Origin of the sequence: Nitrospira sp. (assembly GCA_005116745.1) — a bacterium.
Taxonomy (GTDB): Bacteria; Nitrospirota; Nitrospiria; order Nitrospirales; family Nitrospiraceae; genus Nitrospira_D.
The window spans coordinates 143,230-158,816 of the sequence record SWDS01000009.1 but is presented as its reverse complement, the minus strand read 5'-3'; the positions used below and the strand labels follow the sequence as shown (position 1 = coordinate 158,816).

Below are 15,587 nucleotides of genomic sequence, written 5' to 3'. Positions count from 1 at the left end.
GCCTTACTGGCCAATCCATCTGACTCTGTCACCGACCACGACAAGCCAGAAGGCAATCGTTATAGTTACCAGGATCGGGAGCACATCAAGAAGCAGGTCACGATCGAATGAGAGGGAGCGACCATGAGGTACCGAAAAGTCATGCAGGTGAGTATGGCGATGGCACTGCTCACTAGCGGATCGATCTCAGCCCAGGCCGTCTTCCCCGAGACGGAATTTAGTAAGGGCGCCCCGGAACCCCGACACCCATGGCGCGAGATACCGCAAAGTAAGCCGAATCTTCCTAGAGATCATCGCGAGTTGAGTGATGAGCACCGCGACCTCCCTCGCAATACACAGGATACCCGGAGGGACCGTCAGGATCTCCGGCAGGACAAAGACGTGCTTCGTCGAGACGGGCCACAACTTCGACAGGAGGAACGAGCCCCGGCTAATGCCGGACAACCTCATCAAGATCGCCAACACCTGCGTCACGACCGCCTGAATCTCTCACCTGATCGACGAGAGCTGCAGGCCGATCGTCAGCATCGTCGGGGAAGCCGCCATAAGGACAAAACAAATCAACGCAAGATGCACCATGATCGGGGAGACCTACAAATCGACCGTCAGGCGCATCGAGACGGGCCCCCTCGCTCAACAGGACCGGATCGCGAATAACCATGTGGACCGGTCTCAAGCCTTGGCTCAGATCCTTTCTCGTGGTTCGAACTCATTCCTGAGAACACACAAGAAGAAAAAGATCGAGAGTCAAACCTGGTTGTGCATGTCAACCACTGTCTGGGGGAGACGCAAGACGGCTGATGGTCGCAGAATGCAATCCCACGGAACGGCTGATCGCTGAGAGACTATAGCCGTGGCCAGCCCTTCGACAAACCGCTTACTCCTGAGAGCAAGATCTGCCCCTATTCCTATAACACGTGCGCGGGACGGAACGTGCCGCGCAATCAATGCCCGTCATCTGACCGAGTCTTTCCATAAAACTGGGAATAGAGATAGATCTGGTAGATCAACATAAGCAGGAACCCACCTATAAACCAGCTAATCCCAGCGGTTAACCCATAGGAATCGGTAGCCGCATTATGCACAGTAAGACTGAGCGCTTGGTCAGTCGTTGAGACCAAGATGTTCGGATACATGCCAAACATCACACTGACAAGCATCAGAAAGATAAACAGACTGGAAGCAAGAAACGCAGACGTGTCACGCCCACGGATTCTGAAATACAAGCTGTATCCCAACGCGATGACGCCAATCAAGGGTGCAAGGTACACCACGGGATTCCTGGAAAAGTTGAGAGCCAAGCTAGGCTGAACCAGAGGCACAGCCATCACGGTCAATACGGTATACCCTGCCGACATCCACCCGAGGATCCGGGCGGCCGAGATGGCCCGTTGATACAGGAGGCCTTCGGTTTTCATGACAAGGTAGTTGGCTCCATGGAACGCCAGAATCACCGCACAGCTCAGTCCCAGCAGGATGGTGAACCAATCAAGAATCCCTGGCGCCGCTCCAGGCTGAAAGTCAGTCCAGAGCGGAACGAAGAAATACCCCTCTCGATTGAGAGGCACCCCACGAATTAAATTGCCCAGCGCCGTGCCGAAGACCATTGCCAGGAGCACACTGGAGGTCGTAAAGGCTGTATCCCATGCCTGCCGCCACAGCACATGGTCGACCTGTGCGCGCAGTTCCAACGCCAGGCCGCGAAAGATGAGCAGCCACAAGACAAGGATGAGCGCGAGATAGAAGCCGCTGAATCCAGCCGCGTAGGCCTTAGGATAGGCGAAAAACAGCACGCCGCCGGCCGCGATCAACCACACCTCATTCGCGTTCCACACCGGACCGATTGAGGCACGCACCGTTTGCCGATCCGCTTCAGTATGAGCAACGAACGGATAGACCATGCCGACGCCGAAATCAAAGCCATCCAAAACCACATACATGGCCAGCATCACGGTAACAATGACGAACCACGCCATTTCCATTACGCGCCTGCTCCATGATGAGCGGACATTGCCGGCACGTCGGTCGAGGCAGGCCCCTGTCGAATGAGTTTGCTGATGAGTAAGACAAACAGCAAGCCAAGGAGCAGATACAACCCCAAAAACCCAATCAAGGTGAAGAGGGCATTCCCCGAATGCACGAGCGGCGAAGTGCCCTGCGATGTACGCAAGAGGCCATACACCAGCCAGGGTTGCCGCCCCAGCTCGGCGGTCATCCACCCAGCAGACGTGGCAATGTATGGGAACGGGGCACACAACATCAGCCACCACAGCAGCCACTTCATATTAAACAGCCAGCCCCGCCACAAAGCGAGGAGGGCCACGCCAAAGAGAGTGACGATAATCGTCCCCAATCCAGCCATAACATGATAGGCATAATAGAGAAGCGGAATATTATCCGGCCACTCGTCGCGAGGAAACGCATCGAGCCCTTTTACTTTGGCATAGAGGTCTCTGTACACAAGAATACTGAGTGCTCCGGGAATCTCAATCGGGTTGTCGATGGTCATCGTTTCAAGATTGGGTTGCCCAATCAGATAGAGACCGGCCTCTCGCTCCGTCGTGAAGAGCCCCTCAAATGCCGCCCCCTTGACTGGTTGATATTTGAACACCTGGTCGGCGTTGCCGTGCCCGGTCGGGAAAATCATCAGTCCGGACGCGATCGCGCCGGCGACGACGCCGGTGCGGAGAAACGTTTTTGCATGGGGCAGATACTGACCGCATAACAAGTAATACGCGCCGATCGCAGCAACTACACAGGACGCCGTGACAACCGTCGCCGTCATGGTGTGCGCGAATTGCCAAAAGAGCCACGGGTTCGTCAGCAGCCCGCTCAGGCTGGTGACGAACACCCGACCGTCAGCTGCTACCTGATAGGCAACGGGGTGCTGCATCCAGGCATTCGTGGCCAAGATGAAATAGCCCGACAACCAGGTACCGAGAAAGAGCATGAGCGTGGCAAACCATTGCACCCGTCGACTGAATCGCTTTCGAAACAGCAGGATACCGAGAAACGAAGATTCCAGGAAAAAAGCGAAGATCCCCTCCATGGCCAGCGTTTGCCCGATTACGCCTCCCGCATAGTTGGAAAACCGAGCCCAGTTCGTCCCGAACTGAAATTCCAGCGGAATCCCAGTGACGACACCGAAGCCAAAATTGAGGGCAAAGATCTTCGTCCAAAAGTCAGCCACTTCCTCATAATGTTCATCGCCAGTGAGCAATACCCGGCTGCGCAAGTAGAGCAACAGCAAGGCCAGCCCCATCGTCAACTGCGGAAAGAGGTAGTGGAAGGTGGCAGTAAAGGCGAATTGAAGCCGATCGTAGAGGAGCGCACTGTTCATGACTGTAGATTAATCCTAGAAAGAGCGCACACCGGATCTCGCAATTTCGTTACTGTAACAACAAAACCAAAATGACCAAAGCATTGCGAGAAAAGTTAGCGAGAGATATTCGAGTGGCAGTTTCAGTGCACGGAATCAGAAGATGGTATTTCTCGACCATCAGCGCATGGCGTTTCAGACTACCATTACGAAGGACGGGGCGAGAGCCTCACAAGACTACAATGAGGACGTCTCTTATGAAAATCGAGGGGGAGTCTCATGGAGCACGTTGGACACAGCTCTGATCGTGTGCATCAACCAGCATCTGGAGGATTCGCAATGCGGCTGATCGTCGCATAGTGCAAGCCCACGGCACGACCGATCTCCGTGAGACTATAGCCGTGGTCCAGATGTGCCCGTCGAATGGATTCATTCCGCCGTACTCGGTCGGCCCGAGTCCTGGCTCCAAACAGCTGGCCCAGCGTCGGCCTCGCTGCAAACCGTTGTCGCCGGGGAATCTCCCTCAAGAGGCGCTTGTCTCGTAGTCCGGGTGCCAGCCATTCAACAAACCGCTCACTCCCAAGCAGCACTTGACCTCGCAGCTTCTCCCACGGTGAGCCCTGGCCAATTCCCTCAGCCACAAACGCCTGGTACTTCCGTTGAGCAGCTGTACGCTGCAGACTAAATTGAGACAGCAGCCAGTCGATTGTCAGATATGGAGGCCTGGGGGTGAGCCCGACGGTTGCACGATAGCTGGACCACGGATAGGTGTCGGCTTTGCGGGTGGTCTTGGCCCGCACTGGATTCAGCACAACGTAGCGGCAAAGCTCCAGCAGATAGCTGTCTCGATCTACGACAATAGCTTTAAAGCGGCCTTGCAGAACATGGCCAACCCGCTGATGGCGACGATTGAAGGCTTGCGTGTAGACCCCATTGAGCTGGCGCATGGCTTTGGAGAGATTGCCCTCCGGCGTTTCCACCACCAGATGGAAGTGATTATCCATCAGACAGTAGGCATGGAGCAGAAGATGAAAGCGGGAAACAACGCGCGCGAGCACGCCGAGAAACTGCTGCCGATCCTCGTCATCCAGGAAAATGTCCTGCCGAGCATTGCCCCTGACAGTGACATGATAGAGAGCTCCGGGGAATTCGATACGGAGTGGTCGAGCCATGCTGGGAAGTCTAGCCTACCAGCCATACAAGAAACAAGATCTGACCCCATATTCACGAAAATGTCTTAACTTTGCGACGCCCCTGGAAGTTTATGCGGAACTCCCCTCCCCTTCACCCGTTGCACTTGGAACTTGAAACCGCCCTTGAAAATACATTTCTTAGGGAAAACCAGCCGGATTGAGGTTACCGTCGCAGGCATAGTTCAGTCTGTCCTCGTACAGGCGAGGGCATCTTGACGGATATCAATACATCTACGTATAATTTAATCCTATCCGCCTTTGTATATCAAATTACATATAAGGAGCTGCGAATCGCATGACGAAGAAACATATTGTTGTCGCACTTTTCTTGCTCTCAATTGTTTTTTTGAGCATAACTCCTCAAGGGACACATGCTGCGCTCATTAACGCCGATCTAACAGCCGGTACCTGGTTGGTTAAAGGCATTGATAATGGTGGAAACCGCTGGGATGGGTCTACCCTGGTATTTGAACAACAGACAGTCCAAGGACAAGATTTTTCCCTGAGCGGGTATTTCAACTGGGTCGGGAGCGGAGGACAATTCGGGCGTGAGAATTTCACGGGCACCTTATTTTCCAATCAAGATCTTAAATTATCCGGCTTTGAAATCGTGCATCCCTCAATCGGCTTAGGTCTCGCCAATTACTTCGCGACCTTGGCGGGGTCAGGAACGGAAATTGTTAACGGTTCGTGGAGTGGCACAGCAATTACTGCGAGCAATAATTGGTCAGCCACCCTGGCCCCAGTTCCTTTGCCTGCTGCCATATTGCTATTCGTGCCAGGTCTCGTTGGTATTGGGGTGCTGGCAAACAGGAAGCGTTCATAACCTCTCTCCAACTCATACATGGCCGAAAGCATCACTTTACGGTGCTGCTTTCGGCTAACCCATTCCCCCCCGTTTCACAAGTGGTAAGTTATGAAAGACTATGGTCAGATCTTATTCTGTGCGTCAACCACCATCTTAGAACTCGTGGGCACCTTCAACCACAACGCCATGTTTCCATACAGAACTTGCCCAGCCCCAACAGACTCGACACGTCCTGGGGTCAGATCTTGTTTCTTGTATCAACATCCCGTGCCGGCTTGAGGCCTACCCCTGGTAGTTGGCTAGGCTGGCGCCATCGCAGCTTTCAACGATCGGACGAACTCGGCAACGTGGCCGACCATCTTGGGATCTTGTTGGTGGGACGCAATGCGTTTCACAATGGCGCTGCCGACGATGACCCCGTCCGCCATCTTCGACACCCGCGCTGCATCCTCCGGCGTCGCTACGCCAAACCCGACGGCCACTGGGGAGGTGGAGACCTTCCGGAGTTTTTTGACATTGTCTTGAACGTCGCCGACGTTGCTCAACTTGGAGCCGGTAATGCCCGTCAGCGAGACATAGTAGACGAATCCTTGCGACTCTCGCGCCACAAGTTTTCGCCGGCTGGGTGTGCTGGTCGGCGCCAGCAGGAAAATGAGCGGCAGTCCGGCTGCATCCGCCGGGCCTCCGGGCTTATCGACCTGCGTGGTGCCGCTTCACAGGGTGTTGCCATTCAAGGAGGCGTTCGTCCGCAGTGATCAGTGCTGCGCGATGCACGATAGCAGTCGCGGCAATGAAGCGATCCGCGGGATCCTTGTGAAGCGACGCCAGATCTGCAGCGAGGATGGCGATGGCGCCGTCGATCGGCCACTCTATCAGGCCAGCTTGCAGCCAATCTGCGCGCCAGGCTGCGGGCGATTCAGGAAGTGTGATGCGTCCTCGCGCGTGCAGCATGGCGCACTCCCAGAAGCTGACGGCGCTGACAGCAAGTTGCTGAACTCTCCACGCCTGCTTGATAAGGTGGCGAGCGGTGCGGCCCAAATCAGAGGCATCGGTATCCATCCACACCAGAGCATGGGTATCCAGCAGAATCATTTGAGCGCTTCCCATTCCACATCGATCGGCGAGACGATGTCACCCTTAATCTCAACCAACCCCTTGTGCACGCCGAAAGGCGACTGTGGTCGCTTCCCGAGATGGGGCCGAAGTTCGGCAATCGGCTTCCCATTCTTCGTGACCAACAGCGGCTTGCCGGTACGTGCCACTTCATCCATTAGGGCAAGACATTTGGCCTTGAATGTTGACGCATTGACAGTTTGCATGCGAGACCTCTCTAATTTAAATCTGACCACTGACATGGTCATCCTAGCATAATGTCGAATCCTGTGCCACGCCGATCATGTTTGAATACGGACAACCCCTTAGGGAGGCAGAGGAGTTGGGTCTGTCATATGTATTGGCTTGCGAAGAGACGGAAACAGATGGTCAACTCGCCTTCCTCTGCTCTTCCTTCAATCGCTCGGCGATCCACAGGTTGATCACGGATTGCCTCGTGACGCCAAGACGGCTTGCTTGTGCATCCAATGATTCGATGATCCAACTTGGAAAATCGATGTTCACGCGTCTCTGTTCATGCCCAGGGCGGCGCGCCTTGGAGAGAGCAAGATGAGGCGTCATATCTTTCCCCTCATCAAACATCTTCTCGAGGTGCTTGGCATGCATGGACGTCACGAACGAATAGGTTGCAGTTGTTTCCAATTGGATGTTTAAGGATCAACATTCTCCACTATGCAGCTCGATGAGTGCTTGGCCCACGCTCCAAGGAAATCTCAAGCCGGCCGCCACAGGCCGCGGCAATTTTTTGCAGTGTGCGGAGTTCATAGCGGTCGTAATCCGCACTCTCGTATCGGCTGATCGCCGACGCGGTGGTGCCGGTCCGCTTTGCCACTTGCGATTGGGTCAATCCTGCCTCTTGACGCAGTCGAGCGAGTTGCTCGCCAATAGCCAGCTTCCGCAACTCTTCCTCAAATCCTTTGCGAAAATTGGAATTCGCCAGCTTCCTGTTCAGCCATCCTTTGTCCCTTCCCACAACCTTAGCTTTCATGTCGCCCTCTCCTTTCAAAGTCTTTCTTATACGTATCGGCTCGGTCGATTTCTTGTTTCGGTGTTCTGTCGCCGGTCTTTTTGAATCCATGCGTCAAAATCAGCCGCCGGCCCACGAAAAAGAAGCAGAGGACACGATCAGCTTCGACTTTGAATTCGAAGAGCTGATCCGTCTCGGTGAGATGCTTAAACTTGCGCTCGTTCCAGATCTTCCCGGTGTCCCCCATACGCGCAAACAGAGCCGCGAACTTCTGCTGGGCCGCAAGAGGAAGCTGTTCGAGCCAGTCTTCTGCCGGAATGATGCCATTGGGAGCAACGTAAAACTCTATTCGGAAGACCGTGCCATCATAGACCAACCGGGTTAATGGTGACTTGCGTAACGGTGGCGTCATTTTCTCTCTCGTTAAATAATAGCATATATGCTATTATGGTAACAAGCAGAAGTCGATGGGACGAATACTGCAACACAGATGGTCAGTGTTTTCTGATCTGGCTGAGTCCTGAAGAGATGTTTACATGTGGAAACTGCTACAAGAGTGAACGACTTGCGAAAGAAATGATGTGCGACGGTTCAGTCATCGAATAATATGTGGCCGTACGACTAGCCTGTGGCCATGGCCATTTTCAACGACCGAACAAACTCGGCAACATGGCTGACCATCTTGGGATCTTGTTGATGGGACGCGATACATTGCACGATGGCGCTGCCGACAATCACCCCATCCGCCACCTTCGACACCCGCGCCGCATCCTCCGGCGTCGCCACTCCGAACCCGACGGCCACTGGTGCAGTGGAAACCTTCCTGATTTTTTTGACATTGTCTTGGACGTCGCTCACGTTGCTCAACTTCGACCCGGTAATGCCCGTCAGCGAGACATAGTAGACGAATCCATGCGACTCTCTCGCCACAAGTTTTCGCCGGTTGGGTGTGCTGGTTGGCGCGAGCAGGAAAATGAGCGGCAGTCCGGCTGCATCCGCCGGGCCTTTGAGCGGTCCCGCTTCATCCGGGGGCATATCCGGCACAATCAGTCCATCCACTCCGACAGCGCCTGCAGCCTTGCAAAACTCCTCACAGCCCATGGCGTGGATGGAGTTGTAGTACAGCATCAAGACGATCGGGATCTCTGTGCGCTGCCTCAGTGACTTCACCGAATCCAAGATTTTCCGAAGCGAAGTCCCGTTCTTCAAAGCCCGCTCAGCGGCCTGCTGAATGACCGGCCCGTCGGCAATCGGATCGGAAAAGGGCACCCCTAATTCAATGATGTCAGCGCCGGCCTGTTCTAACGCCACGACCAACTGTTCTGTTTCAGCCAATCCAGGATCCCCTGCCATCAGATAGGCAATGAGGGCTTTCTCTCTCTTGTCACGCAATCGCTGAAATGTGGTTTCCAGTCGTCCGCTCATAGCTCCACCCCTCGCATCTTCGCGACCTGCTGCACGTCTTTGTCGCCACGACCAGAAAGGTTGGCGATGATGAGCTGTGACTTTTTCAGCTTCGGGGCCAGTTTAATGACATGCGCAATGGCATGGGCGCTTTCCAACGCAGGCACGATCCCTTCTTCGCGAGCCAGTAGATCAAAGGCGGTCATTGCCTCAGTATCCGTCGCGTAGGTGTAGTCGATCCGGCCCTGGTCATGATAGAGACTGTGCTCCGGCCCAACTGCCGCATAGTCCAACCCGGCTGATACGGAATGAGTCAGATTGATCTGCCCATTTTCATCTTGAAGCAGGTAGGTCATGGTCCCTTGCAAGACGCCCGGTTTCCCGCCGGAAAACCGCGCCGCATGTTTGCCACTCACAATCCCACTCCCTCCGGCTTCCACGCCGACCATCTTAACCTTGGAGTCGCGGAGGAATGCATGAAACAGCCCGATGGAATTGCTCCCGCCCCCGACACAGGCCACGAGATAATCTGGTAACTTCCCCTCCGCAGCCAGGATTTGTTTCCGCGCCTCTTTTCCAATGATCGCCTGAAAATCGCGGATCATCATCGGATAGGGATGCGCTCCGAGAACTGACCCAAGAATGTAATGGGTCGTGCGAACGTTCGTGGTCCAGTCGCGCATCGCTTCACTAATGGCATCTTTCAAAGTCCGGCTGCCGGCATCAACACCAGTTACTTTCGCACCGAGTAATCGCATGCGAAAGACATTCAATGCCTGGCGTTGCATATCCTCTGTGCCCATGTAGACTTCACATTCCAGGCCAAACATCGCAGCTGCCGTTGCGGTGGCGACACCATGCTGACCAGCTCCAGTCTCAGCAATGATTCGCCGCTTTTTCATGCGCATGGCCAGCAACACTTGGCCGATGGCATTGTTGATCTTATGTGCGCCGGTGTGGCACAGGTCTTCCCGTTTCAGATAAATCTTTGCGCCGCCCAACTTCTTGGTCAGCCGATCCGCACGATAGAGACTCGTTGGACGCCCGACATACTGCTTGAGGTAGTAGGCAAGGTCTGCTTGAAATCGACGGTCCTTCTTCGCCTTGACATACTCCGCTTCCAATTCGAGGAGCGCCGGCATGAGGGTTTCCGGCACATAGCGACCCCCATAGGGTCCGAATCGGCCATGGCTATCTGGGAGCATCGACATGTGAACGTATCCTCCTGAATAAATCGATAGCAGTATAATCGTGCTTATTCGACTGGAACAAGCCTGGCTGCTTGAATAAACGCCTTCACTTTGTCCGGATCTTTCTTGCCGGGACTCTGCTCCACCCCACTGCTCACATCCACTCCGTAGGGACGAACCTGAGCAATTGCCTCAGCCACATTCATCGGCGTGAGTCCTCCTGCCAAGATGATGGGTGTCGAGCGAGCGGCATCCTGCGCTAAGGTCCAGTCAACCGTCTTCCCGGTCCCACCATAGGCCTGGTCCGAAAATGCATCGATGAGAAACCCTCGCACATTGGCACGCCCTTGGAATTCTGCCAGGGCGAGAAAGGTACCACGATCCTTGAATCGAAGGGCCTTCAGCGCTGGACGGCCAAGATTGTGGCAATAGAGGGATGATTCATCTCCATGAAGTTGAGCCAAGGCAAAGCCACATTCATCCATAAGTGCGCGAACCCTGTCGGCCTCTTCGTTGACAAACACCCCCACCGGGAACACAAACGGCGGAAGACCGGCTATGATGGATCTCACGACTGTCGGCTCTACCCAACGTGGGCTTTTGCGGTACATGACAAACCCCAACGCATCCGCACCGGCCTCGACTGCAACGGTCGCGTCTTCGACATTGGTAATCCCGCAGATTTTAATCTTCATACTGAATGATTTAGGCGGCCCCTTCACCGCGAGCAGCCAGGCCGAGTAACTCTCGGACTTTGTCCCCTGTGTGCTCGGCACGAATGAGCGACTCTCCGATCAACATGGCGTGTACACCAGCGTCGTTTAGCTTTGTCACGTCCTCTCGCTTATGAATCCCGCTTTCGCTGATGATCAACTTATCGGACGGAATCCGTTTTGCCAGACGAAACGTGACATTGAGATCAGTTGTGAACGTTTTTAGGTCTCGATTGTTGATCCCGATCATCCGTGCCGTAGGAATCCATTCCAATACCGTATCCAGTTCTCGCTCATGGTGTGTTTCAAACAGGCTATCCATCCCAAGTTCAGTAGCCAAGGCGTGGAAGTCCATCAGTTGCCGTCGCTCCAACGCCGCCACAATCAGCAAGACGGCATCGGCGCCGTGGGCCCGCGCCTCATAAAACTGAATGTCCCCGACCATGAATTCCTTATTGAGCGCCGGGATCGGAAGTGCGCGCTTGATCTCTGCAAGATACCGAAGGTCGCCTTGAAAAAACTCCTTGTCGGTCAAGACGGACAGGGCCGCTGCTCCATGCTCCTGGTAAATGCGCGCAAGCCCGAGATAATCAAACTTGTCTGAAAAATCTTCTCGCAAAAGCCCAAGGCTCGGCGACGCTTTCTTGATTTCCGCGATCAAGGCTGGGGCGGTGGGAGACCGTGTGGCATCCAGAGTGACGGCAAACCCAAGAACCGGCGGGGCATCTCGAATCGCCGCCTTGAGGTCGGCCAGATAGGAACGGCTCTGTTTGTGCCTGAGTTCCGCTCGCTTGTGCTCAAGAATACGATCGAGAATCATGAATCACTCACGCTGTCTTGGTGAACGCAATGAGCCGATCCAGCTTCTCGGAGGCGGCGCCGGAGTCGATCGTCTGTTGTGCAAGACGGAATCCGTCTGTGAGCGTTTTCGCTTTTTGACCGACAACCATCGCGGGAGCGGCATTCAGGCACACGATGTCCCGCCTCGCCCCCTTCCGGCCCTGCAGAATCTCTTTCGTGACCCGTGCATTTTCCTCCGGTGAGCCACCGACGAATTCTTTTCGCGCTACACGCCGAACCTCGAACTCCTCCGGCGCGATAAAGTAACTCGACACGACACCACTCTTTCCCTCGGCGACTCTCGTTCGGTCCGACAAGGTGATCTCGTCCAAGCCATCCAGACCATGAATCACGAAACAATGTTGCGATCCTAGCTCCAGGAGGACACGCCCGAGGATATCTGTCCACTTGGCATCATAGACCCCCAGCACTTGATGCGTGGCACCGGCTGGATTGGCTAATGGGCCAAGCACGTTCAGAATGGTCCGGATTCCCATTTCCTGTCGAACCCCGGCACACTGCTTCATCGCGCCGTGGTAGAGCGGCGCAAACAAGAACCCGATGCCCACTTCGTCGATACAGTCGGCCACACGGCTCGGCTCGAGGTCAATTTTTACACCGAGCATGCTCAGCACATCCGCACTACCGGATCTGGATGATACTGAGCGATTCCCATGCTTGGCCACGGTAATGCCGGCCCCAGCGACCACGAATGCTGCGGTCGTGGAAATATTAAATGTATCAGCCCCATCCCCACCCGTTCCGCAGGTATCAACAACAATCGACGACCCGACTCTGATTCGGGTTGCTCGTTCCCGCATGGCGCGTACCGAACCAACAACTTCCTCGACCGTTTCACCTTTTTGCCTGAGTCCCATGAGATAGGCAGCCATCTGAGCCGAGGTCGCAGCCCCATCCATGATCTCCAGCATGACCATTTCGGCCTCTTGCGCGGATAGATCAGTTCGGTCGGCTAATTTGGCGAGCGCGTCTTTGATCATGGCCACACAGATCAGGGAAGACTAGAGCGTTAAGAAGTTGCGTAGTAGATCTTTCCCAACGGTCGTCAGAATCGATTCTGGATGGAATTGGACCCCTTCGACACCCAGTGTTTTGTGGCGGATTCCCATAATCTCGCCCTCGACCGTTTCAGCAGAAATTTCACAACATTCCGGAAGATTGCCTCGATTGACGATCAGAGAATGATAGCGCGTCGCTACAAAGGGGTTGGGTAACGACTGAAAGATGGTCTTGCCGTCGTGTTTGATCTGTGACGTCTTCCCATGCATCAAGCGGGGAGCGCGGATGACTTCTCCTCCATAGGCAACAGCCATCGACTGATGCCCCAAACAGACACCAAGAATGGGCAACTTCCCCCCAAACCGACGGATCGCGTCGACTGAAATACCGGCTTCCCGTGGTGTGCACGGTCCCGGTGAAATCACAAGACGGCTTGGATGTAAGTCCTCAATCTGGTCGAGCGTGATCTGGTCGTTTCGATAGACCTGCACATCCTCACCCAATTCCCCGAGATACTGAACGAGGTTGTACGTGAAGGAGTCGTAGTTATCGATGACGAGTAGCATACTGAGACCTATCAATCGTCATGAGTCTTGAGTCGATACGCATCCGCACCCGTTCGATGAACTACCGACCAGTGACCATTCCCTATTCCAGCCCCTGTTCCGCCAGTTCAATCGCCTTCATCATGGCGCGGGATTTGTTGCAGGTTTCCTCATACTCATGTTCCGGGTTCGAGTCAGCGACGATGCCCGCCCCGGCCTGAATGAAGGCTCGACGGCGCGAGACCACAACCGTGCGGATATTGATGCACATATCCATATTCCCTGAAAAGCTGATGTAGCCGACGGCACCGGCATAGGGGCCGCGTCTGGTCGGCTCAAGTTCCTCGATGATTTCCATCGCCCTGATTTTTGGTGCGCCGGACACGGTACCAGCGGGAAAGCAGGCCTTCAGCACATCATACACCGTCTTGTCCGGGCACAGCGTACCGGTGACATTGGAGACCATATGCATGACGTGCGAGTACCGTTCAACATTCATCAACGACTCGACGTGGACGGACCCCTGTTCAGCCACACGACCGACATCATTGCGTCCAAGATCCACCAGCATAATGTGCTCGGCCCGTTCCTTCGCATCAGCAAGAAGACGGCGTTCCAATTCCACGTCCTCATCCATCGTTGCGCCACGCCGTCTGGTGCCGGCAATCGGGCGTACCGAGACCACCCCATCCTCACATCGTACAAGAATTTCAGGAGACGAGCCGACCAGTTCAACCCCCGCAATTCTGATGTAATACATGTAGGGCGATGGATTCACGAGGCGCAGGGCCCGATAGAGCTGAAACGGGGGAGCCTGGAGATTTGTTTCCCATCGTTGCGACAAGACACACTGAAAGATATCGCCAGCCCTGATGTAGTCCTGCGCACGAGACACGATCTTCTCAAATTTCGCCTTGCTCATGTTGACTGTGAAACGAATCGGCGTTCGCCGACGCCTCGGCTTGACAGGTCGAAGCGGTCGACGGATTCTGGCAATCATCGCTTCGATCCTGCCTGTTGCCTCACGATAGGCCGAACGAATGTCTCGTTCCGACTGGGACTTTACCTGTGCATTGGCCACAACCTTGATCTTCTGCGAGACGTTGTCGAAAATGAGCAGCGTCTCAGTCAATACAAATGCAAAGTCCGGAACATCGAGGTGTTCCTTCTTGCGAGAGGGAAGATCCTCGAACGTCTGCACGATGTCGTAGCCGAGGTACCCGACCGCTCCACCGACAAAAGGAGGCAGATCCGGAACCGTGACGGGGCGGTAGGTCTCCATGATTTCACGCAGACGGTCCAGTGGCGCGCCTCGGCTAGGGATTCGCCGGCAATCCGAACCCTTCTTCACACACAGATCGCCACGATCCTCGTAGATGACGAGCGGAGACCCGCTTCCAAGAAAGGAATATCTGGCCCACTTTTCTCCCCCTTGAATACTCTCCAATAAATAGGCTGAGGGCCCATGATCGATCTTGGCAAAGGCCGAGACCGGCGTATCGTGGTCCGCCAAGATTTCACGGAATAACGGAATGAGATTGCCCTGCTTTGCGTATGAGCGAAACTCATCCAGAGTGAGTGAATAGGTCGCTGCCCGCATGTCGTTCGCTTACTCTGCCCCCACCAGGATCTTCTGTCCGATCTCAACGATGTCATCCGGCAATTTATTCGACTTCTTCAACTTATCGACCTCAACGCCATACCGCCTGCTAATGCTATAGAGCGTTTCCCCCGCTTTGACCACATGCACCATCCCCGGTGTGACCTTCATCGGAGAAGCCGGCTCAGTCAGAGCCGCCATGCCTTTGTCTGAAAGATGACCACCGCTGTGACCGCCGGAAACAGCTTTCGGCAATTCGGCTTTTTTCGGTTTGGCTAGAGGGGCCTGGCCCTTTCTCTGCATATCCTCCAAGGCTTTTCGTTCCAGCACCGTCGCTTCCCTGATTGCTTCTGCCTCCTCTTGAAGACGCCCCATCTGCTCACGTGCCACCTGCACTTGTGCAGATAGCTCGCGATTCCTCGCTTCAAATTCAGACAGTTCGGCCTTGACGTGCCTGACTTCACTGTCCAGCTCTGCTGTCCGTTTCTCTTCCTGTGCCAGGAGGCGCTGAAAATTCAGGCTTCGCGCTTTTTCCGCGTTGTGTTTTTCCTCTAATACCACACACCCACTGACCAACCACCCACCACAGAGCAGTATTCCTAATGAAATAATCTTCTGGATTCGCTCACAGACCTGCTGCTCTCCCTTCTGCATATATCCTCCTTTACCCAGGCTCTCTGCCAACTTCAGACCTGCTGAAGCGACACTTAGAATAGTGGCCACTGATGCGAAAGTCAAAGCGGGCCAGGCCCATCGGGTTTGACCGTTTCCGCACCCTTATGCTACGGTCAGTACGGTTCAGGCCTCTCTCTCCTCTCATGCCAAACGTCGTCTTTCATGACACCTTAGACACGATCGCTGGGACGTCACCTCGT

The 15,587-nt window shown here is 54.7% G+C and carries 19 protein-coding genes; 2 read left to right on the top strand and 17 right to left on the bottom strand.

The genetic code is table 11. The annotated features are described in order from the left end of the window. The first annotated feature begins 123 nt into the window (after window positions 1–123). Entirely contained in the window at window positions 124–657 is a 534-nt protein-coding gene (locus E8D52_13920; GenBank protein ID TKB66784.1) for a hypothetical protein, read from the top strand. A gap of 287 nt (window positions 658–944) precedes the next feature. Here the strand turns inward: E8D52_13920 and cydB are convergent, their stop codons facing one another. From cydB to E8D52_13905, 3 genes are all read right to left on the bottom strand, one after another. Continuing rightward, on the bottom strand, window positions 945–1,982 hold the full coding sequence (gene cydB / locus E8D52_13915) for a cytochrome d ubiquinol oxidase subunit II (GenBank protein TKB66783.1): 1,038 nt from the start codon (window positions 1,980–1,982) through the stop codon (window positions 945–947). Further along, window positions 1,982–3,340 carry a cytochrome ubiquinol oxidase subunit I gene (locus tag E8D52_13910; protein ID TKB66782.1) on the bottom strand — a complete coding sequence of 453 codons (1,359 nt, stop codon included), beginning with the start codon at window positions 3,338–3,340 and terminating at the stop codon, window positions 1,982–1,984. Before E8D52_13910 ends, cydB begins: the two co-directional genes overlap by 1 nt. 293 nt (window positions 3,341–3,633) lie before the next feature. Beyond that, window positions 3,634–4,491 carry an addiction module toxin RelE gene (locus E8D52_13905; protein TKB66781.1) on the bottom strand — a complete coding sequence of 286 codons (858 nt, stop codon included), beginning with the start codon at window positions 4,489–4,491 and terminating at the stop codon, window positions 3,634–3,636. A gap of 316 nt (window positions 4,492–4,807) precedes the next feature. Here E8D52_13905 and E8D52_13900 point away from each other — a divergent pair, with 316 nt between their 5' ends. Next, window positions 4,808–5,338 (top strand): hypothetical protein, encoded by a 531-nt coding sequence (locus E8D52_13900; protein ID TKB66780.1) that lies wholly within the window; start codon window positions 4,808–4,810, stop codon window positions 5,336–5,338. A gap of 281 nt (window positions 5,339–5,619) precedes the next feature. Here the strand turns inward: E8D52_13900 and trpA are convergent, their stop codons facing one another. The 14 genes from trpA to E8D52_13830 form a co-directional block, all read right to left on the bottom strand. After that, a complete protein-coding gene (gene trpA, locus E8D52_13895; GenBank protein TKB66779.1) occupies window positions 5,620–5,982 on the bottom strand; it encodes a tryptophan synthase subunit alpha in 363 nt (120 codons plus the stop codon). Window positions 5,983–6,010: 28 nt separating this feature from the next. Further along, window positions 6,011–6,412: a type II toxin-antitoxin system VapC family toxin gene (locus E8D52_13890; protein ID TKB66778.1), complete on the bottom strand. Its 402-nt coding sequence runs from the start codon at window positions 6,410–6,412 to the stop codon at window positions 6,011–6,013. Further along, window positions 6,409–6,639, bottom strand: coding sequence for a type II toxin-antitoxin system Phd/YefM family antitoxin (locus tag E8D52_13885; GenBank protein ID TKB66777.1), 231 nt, complete (start codon window positions 6,637–6,639; stop codon window positions 6,409–6,411). Before E8D52_13885 ends, E8D52_13890 begins: the two co-directional genes overlap by 4 nt. 163 nt (window positions 6,640–6,802) lie before the next feature. After that, entirely contained in the window at window positions 6,803–7,039 is a 237-nt protein-coding gene (locus E8D52_13880) for a CopG family transcriptional regulator (GenBank protein TKB66776.1), read from the bottom strand. Between the two features lie 64 nt (window positions 7,040–7,103). Beyond that, window positions 7,104–7,421 (bottom strand): helix-turn-helix transcriptional regulator, encoded by a 318-nt coding sequence (locus E8D52_13875; protein TKB66775.1) that lies wholly within the window; start codon window positions 7,419–7,421, stop codon window positions 7,104–7,106. Then, window positions 7,411–7,812, bottom strand: coding sequence for a type II toxin-antitoxin system RelE/ParE family toxin (locus E8D52_13870; protein TKB66774.1), 402 nt, complete (start codon window positions 7,810–7,812; stop codon window positions 7,411–7,413). The genes E8D52_13875 and E8D52_13870 overlap by 11 nt, the downstream gene beginning before the upstream one ends. 209 nt (window positions 7,813–8,021) lie before the next feature. Next, complete coding sequence (locus E8D52_13865; protein ID TKB66773.1) at window positions 8,022–8,825, bottom strand: tryptophan synthase subunit alpha; 804 nt, start codon at window positions 8,823–8,825, stop codon at window positions 8,022–8,024. Further along, the gene (gene trpB / locus E8D52_13860) at window positions 8,822–10,015 is read right to left on the bottom strand and encodes a tryptophan synthase subunit beta (protein ID TKB66772.1); all 1,194 of its coding nucleotides are present in this window, start codon (window positions 10,013–10,015) and stop codon (window positions 8,822–8,824) included. Before trpB ends, E8D52_13865 begins: the two co-directional genes overlap by 4 nt. A gap of 44 nt (window positions 10,016–10,059) precedes the next feature. Beyond that, the gene (locus E8D52_13855; protein TKB66771.1) at window positions 10,060–10,689 is read right to left on the bottom strand and encodes a phosphoribosylanthranilate isomerase; all 630 of its coding nucleotides are present in this window, start codon (window positions 10,687–10,689) and stop codon (window positions 10,060–10,062) included. A 10-nt stretch (window positions 10,690–10,699) separates the two neighbouring features. Then, on the bottom strand, window positions 10,700–11,527 hold the full coding sequence (gene trpC / locus E8D52_13850) for an indole-3-glycerol phosphate synthase TrpC (GenBank protein ID TKB66770.1): 828 nt from the start codon (window positions 11,525–11,527) through the stop codon (window positions 10,700–10,702). Window positions 11,528–11,534: 7 nt separating this feature from the next. Then, window positions 11,535–12,548, bottom strand: a complete 1,014-nt coding sequence (gene trpD / locus E8D52_13845; protein ID TKB66769.1) for an anthranilate phosphoribosyltransferase — start codon at window positions 12,546–12,548, stop codon at window positions 11,535–11,537. Between the two features lie 21 nt (window positions 12,549–12,569). Then, entirely contained in the window at window positions 12,570–13,133 is a 564-nt protein-coding gene (locus E8D52_13840) for an aminodeoxychorismate/anthranilate synthase component II (GenBank protein TKB66768.1), read from the bottom strand. 82 nt (window positions 13,134–13,215) lie between these two features. Beyond that, window positions 13,216–14,712, bottom strand: a complete 1,497-nt coding sequence (gene trpE, locus E8D52_13835; GenBank protein ID TKB66767.1) for an anthranilate synthase component I — start codon at window positions 14,710–14,712, stop codon at window positions 13,216–13,218. A gap of 9 nt (window positions 14,713–14,721) precedes the next feature. After that, window positions 14,722–15,366, bottom strand: a complete 645-nt coding sequence (locus tag E8D52_13830; GenBank protein ID TKB66766.1) for a LysM peptidoglycan-binding domain-containing protein — start codon at window positions 15,364–15,366, stop codon at window positions 14,722–14,724. Between the last annotated feature and the right edge of the window lie 221 nt (window positions 15,367–15,587).